This is a genomic window from Streptomyces rubellomurinus (assembly GCF_000961885.1).
Lineage (GTDB): Bacteria > Actinomycetota > Actinomycetes > Streptomycetales > Streptomycetaceae > Kitasatospora > Kitasatospora rubellomurina.
In genome coordinates, this window is the sequence record NZ_JZKH01000027.1 from 39,398 (window position 1) to 52,832 (window position 13,435).

Sequence of the window (13,435 nt, forward strand, 5' to 3'; positions counted from 1 at the left end):
CCCCGCGACTCCCGGGCCGCTTTGCCGCTCTACCGTTATGCCGCTTTGCCGCTACGCCGCTATCGGCCGCTGGCTGCGCACCGCCTGCAGCAGCCCGATCGCGATCCACACCGCGAACATCGACGAGCCGCCGTACGAGACGAACGGCAGCGGGATGCCCGCCACCGGCATGATGCCCAGGCACATCCCGATGTTCTCGAACGCCTGGAAGGAGAACCAGGCGATGATCCCGGCCGCCACGATCGTGCCGTACAGGTCGGTCGCCTGCCGGGCGATCCGGCAGGCCCGCCACAGGATCACGCCGACCAGCAGGATTATCGCCAGCGCCCCGACGAAGCCCAGTTCCTCGCCCGCGACGGTGAACACGAAGTCGGTCTGCTGCTCCGGCACGAACTGCCCTATGGTCTGGGTGCCGTGGAACAGCCCCTTGCCGGTCAGCCCGCCCGAGCCGATCGCGATCCGGGCCTGCGCGGTGTTGTAGCCGACGCCGTTGGGGTCGAGCTGCGGGTTGGCGAAGGCCGCGAAGCGGTCGATCTGGTACTTGCTCAGCAGCCCGAGCTTCCACACTGCGATGCTGCCGGCGACGCCGGCCGCCAGGATGCCGAGCACCCAGCGGTTGGCCGCCCCGGAGCCGAGCAGGATGCCCAGCACGATCGCCGACATCACCATGGTCGAGCCGGCGTCGGGCATCAGCAGCACCAGGCCCATCGGCAGGCAGGCCCAGATCAGGCCGCGGAACACGGCCCGGTGCGAGGGGAACTCCCGCTCCCCCGCGTCCACCTGGTCGGAGAGCACGACCGCCATCGACAGCAGGATCCCGAGCTTGGCGAACTCGGCGGGCTGGATGGAGAACCCGCCGCCGAGCTGGATCCACGAGTGCGCGCCGTTGACGGTCGAGCCGAGCGGGCTGAGCGTCGCGAGCAGCATGAGGATGACGGCGACGTAGACGAAGGGCACCAGGGTGCGGAAGCGCCGGGCTCCTATCGCTATCACCACGGCGCACAGCACCAGGCCGATCACGAAGTTGGTCAGGTGCCGGTACAGGAAGTACTGCGGGTCCCCGTGGGTGAGGTTGTCGCGCCCGCGGGTGGCCGACCAGACCAGCAGCGAGCCGCACATCGAGAGCGCCAGCCCGGCCAGCAGCAGTATCCAGTCGAGCCGCCACAGCGGGGAGTCCTTGGCCAGGGCCTTGGAGACGCCGGTGCGCTGCGGGGTCAGCCGCAGCTGCCGGTAGGAGCCGTAGGAGGTCACGCCCGCCCCCTTCCGGTGCTTCGGGTCGGTTCCAGCGCGGTGTCGGCGGCGGCGTACGGCACCGGGGTGCCGGTGGGCTGCGCCGGGTCGAGGAACGTCAGCGGCTGCACCTCTTCGGCACCGGCGGCCACCGGAGCGAGCAGGGTGCCGGGCGCGGTGCCGGCGGAGGCGCCGGCCGCGGTGCCGGGGTACGCGACCGGCTTGATGATCGCGGTGCCGTCCGGGTTGAACTTGGGCAGCTCGGTCTGCGGCGCGGGCAGCAGCGCCTTGCCGTTGTCCACGTTGCCCTTGTCGTCCACGCCGTACAGCGCCTGGTAGATCCGCCGGACGGCGTCGCCGGAGCCGCCGGAGCCGGTGCCGCCCTGGCTTATCGTCATGACGACCGCGTAGTCCTTGCTGTACGTGGTCAGCCAGGAGGTGGTCTGCTTGCCCTCGACCTCGGCGGTGCCGGTCTTGGCGTGCAGCTCGATCTTGCCCTGCGGCCAGCCGGCCCCGGCGAACTTCCAGGCGGCGGTGCCGCTGGTGATGACGCCGGCGGTGGCCTGGTCGATGTAGCTGAGCAGCTTCTGGTCGCCGGGGAACTTGGCGTCCTCGTGCGGGGCGATGTCGCGGACGAGCTGGCCGCTCGGGCTTATCACGGCCTTGGCGATGGTCGGCCGGTAGAAGGTGCCGCCGTTGGCGAGCGCCGAGTAGATCCGGGCCATCTGGACCGGGGTGACGAGCGTGTCGCCCTGGCCGATCGCGAAGTTGACGGCGTCACCGGCGCGCATCTGGTAGCCGTCGACGCAGTTCTCGCGGGCGATCTGGTCGGAGAAGCTGTTGCCGCCCTTCTGCGCCTGCGCGCACCAGGCGTCCTTGTTGTTGTCGTAGAAGGACTGCTTCCACTGCCGGTCGGGCACCCGGCCGGGGACCTCGGCCGGCAGGTCGATGCCGGTCTTGGCGCCGAGGCCGAACTGGTGGGCGGTCTTGAAGAACCAGTCGCCCGGGTCCTTCTTCGGCTTGATGCCGCCGTCCTTCATCCACTGGTCGTACGCCAGGCCGTAGAAGACGGTGTCGCAGGAGACCTCCAGCGCCTTCTCCAGGGAGATCGCGCCGAAGTTCTCGCTCTCGAAGTTCTTGAACTCGCGGCCGCCGATGGTCATGCTCTTCGGGCAGTCGTAGTGGCCGTCCAGCGAGTAGCCGGCCTGCACGGCGGCGGTGGTGGAGATGACCTTGAAGGTCGAGCCGGGGGCGGACTGACCCTGTATGGCGCGGTTCAGCAGCGGGAAGTTGGAGTCCTTGCTGGTCAGTGCCTGGTAGTCCTTGCCGCTGATGCCGCCGACCCAGAGGTTGGGGTCGTAGGTGGGCGCGCTGGCCATCGCGACGATCCGCCCGGTGTGCACGTCCATCACGACGGCGGCGCCGGAGTCGGCCTCGTAGTTGCGGTTGGTGACCTTGTCGAAGGTGTTCCGGGCGTCGTTCATGGCCTGCACCAGGTTGTCCTCGACGACCTTCTGCACCCGGGCGTCGATGCTGGTGACCAGGTTGTCGCCGGCCTGCGGGGCGACGGTCCCGGCGGTGCCGATCACCCGGCCGAGGTTGTCGACCTCCAGCTGGGTGATGCCGGCGGTGCCGCGCAGGTCGCGGTCGTACACCGACTCCAGGCCGGCCCGGCCGATCTGGTCGGCGGGCAGGTAGCGGTCGAGGCCCTTCTTGTCGGCGGTCTTGCTGACCTCGTCGTCGGTGACCGGGGAGAGGTAGCCGAGCACCTGGGCGAGGTTGGCGCCCTCGATGCCGGTGTAGCGGCGCACGGCGGTGGGCTGCGCGGTGACCCCGGGGAAATCCTCGCGGCGCTCCATTATCTGCATCGCCTGCTGGGTGGTCGCCTCCTTGGTGACCGGGATCGGCTGGTACGGCGAACCGTTCCAGCAGGGCTGCTGGGTCTTGGCGTCGCAGAGCCGGACCTTCTCCTGCACGTCCTTGGCGGGCATCCCGAGCACGCCGGCCAGCCGGCCGAGCACCGCCTTGCCGCCGTCCTTCTGCTGCAGCAGCGAGGTGCGGCTGACGGACACCACCAGCCGGGCCTCGTTGCCGGCGAGGATGCGCCCGGAGGCGTCCAGGATCTCGCCGCGCACGGCCGGCTCGACCACCTCGCGGATGTGGTTGCCGGTCGCCTTGGCGGTGTACTCCTTGGCGTTGCGGATCTGCAGGTACCACAGCCGTCCGCCGAGGGTGGCGAGCAGCGACAGCACCAGGATCTGCAGCACCACCAGACGGATCGTCACCCGCCGGGTACGGCCGGTCTCGGGGATGTTGCTCACGTCTCGTGCGCTCCAGGGTGCGGGAGGTGCGGGAAGAGTTCGGGGTTACGGGCGGCGGGCGAAGCCGGGCACGCGCCGCTTCTTGTACGTCGGGCCGGCCGACACGTCGCGGGTGGTGCGGTAGCGGGCGAGCGAGCCCAGGCCCGGGCCGCCGGTGTCGTCGTCGCCGCTGGCGGCGGCCACCGGGTCGCGCCCGAAGCGGCGGCCGAGCAGCATCACCAGCGGCACCACGAACGGGGCCAGCAGCAGGTCGTACAGCAGGGCGCTGATCACCAGGCCGCCGAGGCCGACGTGCCGGGCGGCGGTGTCGCCGACCAGCGCGCCGACCATCGCGTACAGCAGGGTGGAGGCGATCGCGGCGGCGCCGACCACCAGCAGCGCGCTGGAGACGGAGCGCTGGCGGCCGTGCTCGGGGCGCAGCAGTCCGGCCGCGTAGCCCATCAGGCAGAGCACCAGGGCGTAGCGGCCGATCGCGTGGTCGGAGGGCGGGGCGAGGTCGGCGAGCAGGCCGGCCGAGAAGCCGACCAGGCAGCCGCCGGTCGGCCCGTAGACCATGGCCAGGCCGACCACGACGAGCAGCAGTATGTCCGGGGTGGCGCCCGGGAGCTGGAGCCGGCCGAAGACGCTGACCTGGAGGATCAGGCCGAGCAGGGTCAGCACGGCGGAGACGGGGATGCGGGCGAGGCGCATGGCTCAGTTCCCCCCGGTGGGCTTGGCGGGCGGGGCGGCGGGCGCGGTGGCCTGCGGCTGGGCGGGGGCGGCCGGGGCCTGCGGCTGCCCGGGGGCGGCGGCGGGCGGCAGGACGGCGTCGCGCGGGTCGGTGCGCGGCGGCACGACCACGACGCCGACCAGGTCGAGCCGGGTGAACTGGACGAAGGGCTCGACCAGGACGGTCTTGGTGAGCTGTCCGGCGTTGGCCTGGACCTCGGTGACCTTGCCGACCGGCACGCCGGGCACGAACGGGCGGCCGCTCTGCGAGCCGAAGGTGACCAGCCGGTCTCCGGCCTTGACCTGGGCCTTGCCGTTGAGCAGCGAGACCTTCATCGGGCTGTCGCCGCCGCCGGAGGCGAAGCCGATCTCGCCGGTGCCCTCCAGCCGGGTGCCGGCCGAGAAGCCGGGGTCGGAGGCGAGCAGCACGGTGGCGGTGGTCGGGGCGACGGTGGTGATCCGGCCGACCAGGCCCTGGCCGTTGACGACCGTCATGTCGCGGGTGAGGCCGTCGTCGCCGCCGGCGTCGATGGTGATGGTCCAGGAGAAGCCCTGGGCCGGGCCGATCGCGATGACCTGGGCGGCCTTGATGGTGTAGCCGCCGGCGCCGGCGGTGCGCAGCAGGTCGTCGAGCTGCTTGGTGCGGCCGGCGGCCATGTCGGAGGAGGCGAGCTTCTGCCGCAGTTCGGTGTTCTCGCGGGCGAGTTGGTCGCTGCGGCCGCTGTCGGTGGCGGCGTCGCGGAAGGCGCGGACGGTGTCGGCGACGGGGTCGACGACGGTGGCGGCGCCGCGCTCGACGGGGCCGAGGAGGCTCGCGGCGGCGTGCCGGGCGCCGCCGAGCGGGGAGTCCTCACCGCCCTTGATGTCCACGGTGATGAGCGCGAAGGCGACGGCCACCAGCAGGATGAGCAGTAGCCGGCTCTCTCGTGTGTCCCTCACGGTGCTGGTACTGCCCCTTCGTACCTGGCGGCCGCCCGGGCTGTGGGCCCGGGGCGGCGGCCCGTTCAGTTGAGTCGGTGTCGGGTGTCGTCGTGGTACTAACGGCGCGGCGAGGCGTCCAGTACCTGCTGGAGCGCCTCGAACTCCTCGACGCACTTGCCGGAGCCGAGTGCGACGGAGTCGAGCGGGTTCTCGGCGATGTGGATCGGCATGCCGGTCTCGCGGCGCAGCCGCTCGTCCAGGCCGCGCAGCAGGGCGCCGCCGCCGGTGAGCACGATGCCGCGGTCCATGACGTCGCCGGCGAGCTCGGGCGGGCACTGGTCGAGGGTGGTCTTGACCGCGTCGATGATCGAGTTGACCGGCTCGTCGATGGCCTCGCGGACCTCGGCGGCGGAGATGACGACGGTCTTGGGCAGGCCGCTGACGAGGTCGCGGCCGCGGATCTCGGCGTGCTCGTCCTTCTCGCCCTCCAGGCCGTAGGCGCTGCCGATGCTCATCTTGATCTGCTCGGCGCTGCGCTCGCCCAGGAGGAGGGAGTACTCCTTCTTGATGTGCTGGACGATGGCGTTGTCCAGTTCGTCGCCGGCCACCCGGATGGACTGGGCGGTGACGATGCCGCCGAGGGAGATGACGGCGACCTCGGTGGTGCCGCCGCCGATGTCGACGACCATGTTGCCGGTGGCCTCGTGGACGGGTAGGCCGGCGCCGATGGCGGCGGCCATCGGCTCCTCGATGATGTGCACCTGGCGCGCGCCGGCCTGCGAGGAGGCCTCGATGACGGCGCGGCGCTCGACGCCGGTGATGCCGGAGGGCACGCAGACCACGACGCGCGGGCGGGCGAGGTAGCGGCGGCGGTGGATCTTGAGGATGAAGTAGCGCAGCATCCGCTCGGTGATCTCGAAGTCGGCGATCACGCCGTCCTTGAGCGGGCGGATGGCGACGATGTTGCCGGGGGTGCGGCCGATCATCTTCTTGGCCTCGGCGCCGACCGCGAGGATGCCGCCGGTGTTGGTGTTGACCGCGACGACGGACGGCTCGTTGAGGACGATCCCCTTGCCCCTGACGTACACCAGCGTGTTGGCAGTTCCGAGGTCGATCGCCAAGTCGCGGCCGATGAACGACAGGTTGCTCGCCATGGGGTGTGGGTGCCTTCCCGGGCTCGGAGTTCTTGGAGGGTGGACGAATGCGTGCGCCCACGCTTGGCCGGAGACCAGCTGAGCTGCGTTACCGGGCCCTCGAGTCGCGTCCATCGTAGTCACGCCGTGCGGTACGGACGGCGAGGTGGGGCATACCGTCCATTGTCCGGAGCGTGATCGCTTCTCCGAGCATTGGGACGCCGTGTCGGCGCCCGTGGTTGCTTATTTCACGATAAGAATGCCCCGGCCGGGCCAATGGTCCCGACCGGGGCATGCCGAAGGTCACCCGGGTGTGTCGCCGGGTCCGCGGCTCAGGCGTGCGCCGGGAAGAAGATCTTGATCTCGCGCTCGGCGGACTCCGGGGAGTCGGAGGCGTGGATCAGGTTCTCGCGGGTGATCGTCGCGTAGTCGCCGCGGATGGTGCCGGCGCCGGCCTCCAGCGGGTTGGTGGCGCCGGCGAGCATGCGGATGCCCTTCACGACCTCCTCGCCCTCGACGATCAGCGCGATCGACGGGCCGGAGGTCATGAACTCCAGCAGCGGCTCGTAGAACGGGCGGCCGACGTGCTCGGCGTAGTGCTGCTCCAGGATCTCCCGGTCGAAGGTGCGCAGCTCGACGGCGGCCAGCCGCCAGCCGGCCTTGCGCTCGATGCGGCTGATGATCTCGCCGGCCAGGCCGCGGCGGACGGCGTCGGGCTTGAGCAGGACGAGAGTGCGCTGGGACACGGTGCGTCTCCTGGGGATTCGGTACGGCGGGCGGTCGGGCCGACGGGCGGGAGCCGACACGGCAGAGGTTACCTTGCGTGCACGGCGTGTCGGCTTGCCGGTCTACACCACTAGGCGCGGGCGGCGGCGTACGCGGCCTCGGCGGCGGCGCGGGCGGCCTTGAACTCGTCGACCTTGCGGCCGTAGTGCACCGAGCACCACCACAGGCCGGCGAAGACGACGCCGAGCCCGAACATGGTCGGCAGCAGGAAGCCGCTGGCGATCAGGCCGATCTGCAGCGCCCAGCCGAGCGGCACCGCGCCGGGGCGGTTGATCATGCCGCAGAGCGCGATGCACAGGGCCATCGCGATGCCGCTGACCAGCCAGATCGTGCCGGTGGACACGTCGGTGAGCCGCATCGCGACCAGCGCCGCGAACATGACCAGGAGCGCTTCGCCGATCAGCGTCGAGGAACAGAGCGTCCTCATGTCACTTCCTCCCGAGCAGCAGGCGGGCCTCGCCCACCGTGATGACCGAACCGGTGACCAGCACCCCGGCGCCGCCGAGGTCGCCCTCCTCCTCGGCGAGGGTGACGGCGGCCGCGATGGCGTCGTCGAGCCGCGGCTCGACCTGCACCCGGTCCTCGCCGAAGACGTCGACGGCCAGCGCGGCGAGCGCGTCGACGTCCATCGCGCGGTGGGTGGAGTTCTGGGTGATGACGACCTCGGCCAGGATCGGCTCGAAGGCCTCCAGCAGGCCGGCCACGTCCTTGTCCCCCGAGGTGCCGATCACACCGACCAGCCGGGTGAAGCCGAAGGACTCGGTGAGCGCGGAGACGGTGGCCTGGGCGCCGTGCGGGTTGTGCGCGGCGTCCAGGAGGATTGTGGGGCTGCGGCGCACGACCTCCAGGCGGCCCGGGGAGGAGACGCCGGCGAAGCCCTGGCGGATCTTGTCCACGTCGAGCTGCCCGCCGCGGGCGCCGCCGACGCCGAAGAAGGCCTCGACGGCCGCCAGCGCGAGGGCGGCGTTCTGTGCCTGGTACTCGCCGTGCAGCGGGATGAAGACGTCCTCGTACTCCGCGCCGCCGAGCCCGCGCAGCGTCACCAGCTGGCCGCCGACCGCGAGCTCGCGGCGGATCACGCCGAACTCCATGCCCTCGCGGGCGACGGTGGCGTCGACCTCGACGGCCCGGCGCAGGATGACCTGGGCGGCGTCCAGCTGCTGCTGGGCGACGACGGCGACGGCGCCGGACTTGATGATCCCGGACTTCTCGACCGCGATCTCGCCGGTGGTCTCGCCGAGCTTGTCGGTGTGGTCCAGGCCGATCGGGGTGATCACCGAGACGGCGGCGTCGATGACGTTGGTGGCGTCCCACGAGCCGCCCATGCCGACCTCGACCACGGCGACGTCCACCGGGGCGTCGGCGAAGGCCGCGTAGGCCATGCCGGTCAGCACCTCGAAGAAGGACATCGGCACCGGCTGCGCCGCGTCGACCATCCGCACGTACGGCTCGATGTCGCGGTAGACCTCGACGAAGCGCTCCGGGGTGATCGGGGCGCCGTCCAGGCTGATCCGCTCGGTGACGGACTCCACGTGCGGGCTGGTGTAGCGGCCGCTGCGCAGCTCGAAGGTGTTGAGCAGCTGCTCGATCATCCGGGCGGTGGAGGTCTTGCCGTTGGTGCCGGTGATGTGGATGGAGGGGAAGGACCGCTGGGGCTGGCCCAGGATGTCCATCAGCGCCTCGATCCGATCGAGCGAGGGCTCCAGCTTGTTCTCCGGCCAGCGCTTGGAGAGTTCCACCTCGACGTCGCGCAGGGCGTCGCCGGCGGAGCCGTCCGCGGGGCGAAGGGTGTACGGGTTCGGGTCGGCCTTGTCGCTCACGACCACAGTCTACGGAGCGTCGGCGGCGTGTCCCCACGGGGTGAGACGCACCACTTTGCCCAGCCTTTGCCTGGTGCTCCCAGTTTGCCCGATTTACTATCGATCCAGCGATTTGAGCCACTAGAAAGCATCGATTCGCAACCACGAGGAGCCGCAGACCTTTGATCACGAGGAGAACCGCGCCATGCCCGACGCTCTGCACGACTGGATCGTCCTCCGCCAGGAGACCGTGGTCCGGTTCGCCTCACTGATCTCCCTGGCCCTCGTCGGCTACATGGTCTTCGTCTTCGGCCGCTTCCTCGTCTACTGGGCCGGCTCCCGGCACGCCTACCGGCACAACGCGCCCGCCGAACCCGGCGACCCCGCCGCCTTCCAGTGGCACCTGGTCATCCCCTGCCGCGACGAGGAGGCCGTGGTCACCCAGACCCTCGACGGCCTGCGCGCCGCCGCCCCCGAGGCCCACCTGTGGGTCATCGACGACGACAGCGAGGACACCACCCGCGACCTCGTCCTCGCCGCCGCCGACCGCGACCCGCGCGTCCACCTCGTCCAGCGCCGCCGCCCGCACGCCCGGATCGGCAAGGGCGCCGCCCTCAACGCCGCCTACCGCGAGATCTCCGCCTGGCTGCCGCCCTCCGCCGACCGCTCCCGCGTGGTGATCGGCGTCGTCGACGCCGACGGACAGCTCGAACCCGGCACCCTCGGCCAGGTCTGCAATCCCAAGGCCCTCGGCCGCGAGGACACCGGCGCCGTCCAGATCGGCGTCCGGATGCGCAACGCCGACGACGAACTCCCGCTGCCCGGCCGCGGCCGCGCCGCCAACGCCCTGGCCCGCGCCCTCGTCCGGATGCAGGACGTCGAGTTCCGGGCCAACAACGCCGGCATGCAGCTGCTGCGCCGCCGCACCGGCAGCGTCGGCCTCGGCGGCAACGGCCAGTTCGTCCGGCTCACCGCCCTCGACTCGCTCACCGTCGAGGAGGGCCGGGCCGGCCGCCCCTGGCCCGAGCGCGCCCTGCTGGAGGACTACGAGTCCGGCCTCGACCTGCGCCTGGCCGGCTGGCGGCTCACCCACGTCACCGAGACCAACGTCTCCCAGGAGGGCCTGATCTCGGTGCGCCGCTTCCTCACCCAGCGCACCCGCTGGGCCCAGGGCAACATGCAGTGCCTGCGCTACACCGGCCGGGTGCTGCGCTCCCCGCACTACACCCCGGCCGGCAAGGCCGAGGTGATGTACACCTTCCTGCAGCCGGTCGTCTGCGTGCTGCTCGTCCTGCTCCTCCCCCTCTCGCTCGCCATCACCGCCGCCGGACTGGTGCTCTTCCCCGCCGAGACCGCCGACTTCCAGCTCCGGTACGGGCCGTGGATGCTGCTCGCCTTCGTGCTCGCCACGCTGCCGATGGTGTTCTGGGGCCTCGCCTACCGCAGGCACGTCCACCCCGACCGCAGCCGGCTCACCGGGCTGCTCTGGGGCGTCCTGGTCTGGCTGTACGCCTACCACCTCTTCGTGGTCGCGACCCGCGCCGCCGCCCGGATGCTGCTCGGCCGCAACGGCTGGGCCAAGACCCGGCGCAACGCCGAGAAGGTCACCGTGGGCGCCCCCACTGCCCTCGAATCCTGAGCCCCCTCCCCCACCCGCACCTCCGGAGCACCCCCATGAGCACGTGCCTGCCCCCGTCCAGCGTCGCCGTCGTCCTCGGCACCCGCCCCGAGCTGGTCAAGCTCGCCCCGCTGATCCACGAGCTCGGCGACGCCACCCGCCTGGTGCACACCGGCCAGCACTGGGACGAGGCGATGTCCGGCCGCTTCCTGCGCGACCTCGACCTGCCCCGGCCCGAACTGCTCACCGGCGTCGGCGGCCGCCCCCGGGCCGGCCAGATCGCCCAGTCCCTCGCCCAGCTCGACGCCGCCTTCGCCGAGGACCGCCCCGCCGCCGTCGTCGTCCAGGGCGACACCAACGCCACCCTCGCCGGCGCGCTCGCCGCCAACGCCCGGGAGATCCCGCTGGTGCACGTCGAGGCCGGGCTGCGCAGCCACGACCGGGCCATGCCCGAGGAGCACAACCGCGTCATGGTCGACCACGTCTCCGACCTGCTCTGCGCCGCCACCGGCGACAACGTCGCCAACCTGCGCGCCGAGGCGCTCGCCGAGGAGCGGATCGCCCTCACCGGCAACACCGTCGTCGAGGTGGTCCGCCGCCGGCTGCCGGACGAGACCGCCCGCGCCGCCCTGCTCGCCGCGCACGGGCTGCGCCCCGACGCGTACGTGCTGGCCACCGTGCACCGCCCGGAGAACACCGACACCGCCGAGGCGCTCGGCGCCGTCCTCGCCGAACTGGACCGGATCGCCCGCGCCGGCACCCCGGTGCTGTTCCCGATGCACCCGCGCACCCGGGCGGCCGTCGAACGCTTCGCCCTGGACGGCCTGCTGGCGCACCTGGCCGTCACCGAACCGATCGGCTACGGCGACTTCCTGGGCCTGGCGAACCACGCCGCGCTCCTGGTCTCCGACTCCGGCGGCGTGCAGGAGGAGTGCACCGTGCTCGGCCGCCCGCTGCTGGTGGTGCGCCGCTCCACCGAGCGCCCCGAGGCGATGGCGGCCGGCTTCGCCGCGCTGGTGCGGCCCGGCGAGGAACTGGGCGCGCTCGCCCGCGCGTGGCTGTCCGACACCCCCGAGCGGCTGGCGCGCCTCACGGCCACCCCGAGCCCGTACGGCGACGGCCTGGCCTCGGCCCGGATCGCCGCGCTGACCGCCGAACTCGCCGAGCCCGCCGGGGCGTTCCTGCGGGCGGCCTGACACCGGGGCGGCCGCTCCCTCTTGACAGCCGGATTGGTCTACTCCACCTTGTGAGGCAAGTCCCCTTCCCCGAGCGGGACTTGAGTTGTCGGTAGCTCCCGCACGCGCACCATCGACACCCCGGACGGCGCTCCACCCCCACCCGGGCGCCGCCGGGCCTCCCCCACTGGAGATGGAGTCATGCCACCTGCCCGACACCGGCGCCCGCGCGCCGTCCACTCCCTGCTGGCCGGGGCGAGCGCGCTCGTCATCGGCCTGGCCGGGCTCGCCGTCGCCGGCACCGGCGCGCACGCCGCCGACGGTGAACTGATCGCCAACGGCGGCTTCGAGACCGGCGACCCGAGCGGCTGGACCTGCACCGGCGGCACCGTCCAGAGCACCACCGCGCACACCGGCAGGTACGCCCTGCAGTCCACCCCGGGCGGCGGCGACACCGGCGAGTGCACCCAGACCGTCGCCGTGAAGCCCTCCGCCGGCTACCACCTGAGCGCCTGGGTGCAGGGCTCGTACGTCTACCTCGGCGCCCGCGGCACCGGCGGCGCCGACCCGAGCACCTGGACGAGCTCCGGCGGCTGGACCCAGCTGAGCACCGACTTCACCACCGGCCCGAACACCACCAGCATCACGGTCTACCTGCACGGCTGGTACGGGCAGCCGGCCTTCCTCGCCGACGACGTCTCCCTGCTCGGCCCCGGCGGCACCCCGCCCTCCCCGAGCCCGACCGCCACCGCCACCGGCTCACCCAGCCCCACCGCGACGGCCACCGGCTCACCCAGCCCCACCGCGACGGCCACGGCCACCGCGACGCCGACCAAGCCGCCCGGCCTGCCCAGGCACCTGCTCACCGGCTACTGGCAGAACTTCGACAACGGCGCCGCCGTCCAGCGGATCGGCGACGTCCCGGCCGCGTACGACATCATCGCGGTCGCCTTCGCCGACGCCACCGCCACCCGCGGCGCCCTGAGCTTCACCCTCGACCCGAAGCTCTCCTCCCGGCTCGGCGGCTACACCGACGCCCAGTTCAAGGCCGACATCGCGGCCAAGAAGGCCGCCGGGAAGAAGGTCGTGCTCTCCATCGGCGGGCAGAACGGCACGGTGTGGGTCGGCGACTCCTCCTCCGCCGCCGCCTTCACCGACAGCGCCTGGTCGCTGATCCAGAACTACGGCTTCGACGGGATCGACATCGACCTGGAGAACGGGATCGACTCCGCCTACCTGGGCCAGGCGCTGCACGCGCTGGCGGCGAAGGCGGGCAGCGGGTTCGTCCTCACCATGGCGCCGCAGACGATCGACATGCAGTCGACCGGCACGGAGTACTTCAAGCTGGCGCTGAACGTGAAGGACGTCCTCACCATCGTCAACATGCAGTACTACAACTCCGGCGCGATGAACGGCTGCGACGGCAACGTCTACTCGCAGGGCACCGAGAACTTCCTCACCGCGCTGGCCTGCATCCAGCTCAAGGGCGGGCTGCGGCCCGACCAGGTCGGGCTCGGGGTGCCGGCCTCGACCAGTGCGGCGGGCGGCGGGTACGTCAGCCCGAACGTGGTGAACAACGCGCTGGACTGCCTGGCGAGCGGCACCAACTGCGGCAGTTACAAGCCCGACGCCACCTGGCCGGGCATCGGCGGCGCGATGACCTGGTCCACCAACTGGGACGCCGGCGCCGGCAACCCGGTCTCGAACACCATCGGCGCCCACCTGCACGCCATGCCGTGACCGA

The 13,435-nt window shown here is 72.0% G+C and carries 11 protein-coding genes; 3 read left to right on the forward strand and 8 right to left on the reverse strand.

The genetic code is table 11. The annotated features are described in order from the left end of the window. Positions 1 to 51: 51 nt before the first annotated feature. From rodA to folC, 8 genes are all read right to left on the reverse strand, one after another. The gene (rodA, locus tag VM95_RS15350) at positions 52 to 1,251 is read right to left on the reverse strand and encodes a rod shape-determining protein RodA (RefSeq protein ID WP_045696843.1); all 1,200 of its coding nucleotides are present in this window, start codon (positions 1,249 to 1,251) and stop codon (positions 52 to 54) included. After that, positions 1,248 to 3,551, reverse strand: coding sequence for a penicillin-binding protein 2 (mrdA, locus tag VM95_RS15355; RefSeq protein WP_045696845.1), 2,304 nt, complete (start codon positions 3,549 to 3,551; stop codon positions 1,248 to 1,250). The genes rodA and mrdA overlap by 4 nt, the downstream gene beginning before the upstream one ends. A 45-nt stretch (positions 3,552 to 3,596) precedes the next feature. Next, on the reverse strand, positions 3,597 to 4,241 hold the full coding sequence (mreD, locus tag VM95_RS15360) for a rod shape-determining protein MreD (protein WP_045696848.1): 645 nt from the start codon (positions 4,239 to 4,241) through the stop codon (positions 3,597 to 3,599). A 3-nt stretch (positions 4,242 to 4,244) separates the two neighbouring features. Next, entirely contained in the window at positions 4,245 to 5,198 is a 954-nt protein-coding gene (mreC, locus tag VM95_RS15365) for a rod shape-determining protein MreC (protein WP_078859940.1), read from the reverse strand. A 98-nt stretch (positions 5,199 to 5,296) separates the two neighbouring features. Continuing rightward, positions 5,297 to 6,322, reverse strand: a complete 1,026-nt coding sequence (locus tag VM95_RS15370) for a rod shape-determining protein (RefSeq protein WP_045696920.1) — start codon at positions 6,320 to 6,322, stop codon at positions 5,297 to 5,299. A 323-nt stretch (positions 6,323 to 6,645) separates the two neighbouring features. After that, on the reverse strand, positions 6,646 to 7,059 hold the full coding sequence (gene ndk / locus VM95_RS15375) for a nucleoside-diphosphate kinase (protein ID WP_045696851.1): 414 nt from the start codon (positions 7,057 to 7,059) through the stop codon (positions 6,646 to 6,648). 110 nt (positions 7,060 to 7,169) lie between these two features. After that, positions 7,170 to 7,526: a DUF4233 domain-containing protein gene (locus tag VM95_RS15380; protein WP_045696853.1), complete on the reverse strand. Its 357-nt coding sequence runs from the start codon at positions 7,524 to 7,526 to the stop codon at positions 7,170 to 7,172. Between the two features lies 1 nt (position 7,527). Then, entirely contained in the window at positions 7,528 to 8,919 is a 1,392-nt protein-coding gene (folC, locus tag VM95_RS15385) for a bifunctional tetrahydrofolate synthase/dihydrofolate synthase (RefSeq protein ID WP_045696923.1), read from the reverse strand. 184 nt (positions 8,920 to 9,103) lie between these two features. On the opposite strand from folC, the gene VM95_RS15390 reads away from it, so the two are divergent. From VM95_RS15390 to VM95_RS15400, 3 genes are all read left to right on the forward strand, one after another. Then, on the forward strand, positions 9,104 to 10,537 hold the full coding sequence (locus VM95_RS15390; protein ID WP_244178779.1) for an XrtP-associated glycosyltransferase: 1,434 nt from the start codon (positions 9,104 to 9,106) through the stop codon (positions 10,535 to 10,537). Between the two features lie 35 nt (positions 10,538 to 10,572). Next, positions 10,573 to 11,712 (forward strand): non-hydrolyzing UDP-N-acetylglucosamine 2-epimerase, encoded by a 1,140-nt coding sequence (gene wecB, locus VM95_RS15395; RefSeq protein WP_045696855.1) that lies wholly within the window; start codon positions 10,573 to 10,575, stop codon positions 11,710 to 11,712. Between the two features lie 180 nt (positions 11,713 to 11,892). Next, positions 11,893 to 13,431 carry a chitinase gene (locus VM95_RS15400; protein ID WP_045696857.1) on the forward strand — a complete coding sequence of 513 codons (1,539 nt, stop codon included), beginning with the start codon at positions 11,893 to 11,895 and terminating at the stop codon, positions 13,429 to 13,431. Positions 13,432 to 13,435: the final 4 nt, after the last annotated feature.

Bases quoted from the DNA above. Each gene is read 5' to 3' on its own strand.
- mreD (WP_045696848.1), bottom strand. From the start codon at position 4,241: ATGCGCCTCGCCCGCATCCCCGTCTCCGCCGTGCTGACCCTGCTCGGC.
- VM95_RS15380 (WP_045696853.1), bottom strand. From the start codon at position 7,526: ATGAGGACGCTCTGTTCCTCGACGCTGATCGGCGAAGCGCTCCTGGTC.
- VM95_RS15390 (WP_244178779.1), top strand. From the start codon at position 9,104: ATGCCCGACGCTCTGCACGACTGGATCGTCCTCCGCCAGGAGACCGTG.
- wecB (WP_045696855.1), top strand. From the start codon at position 10,573: ATGAGCACGTGCCTGCCCCCGTCCAGCGTCGCCGTCGTCCTCGGCACC.
- VM95_RS15400 (WP_045696857.1), top strand. From the start codon at position 11,893: ATGCCACCTGCCCGACACCGGCGCCCGCGCGCCGTCCACTCCCTGCTG.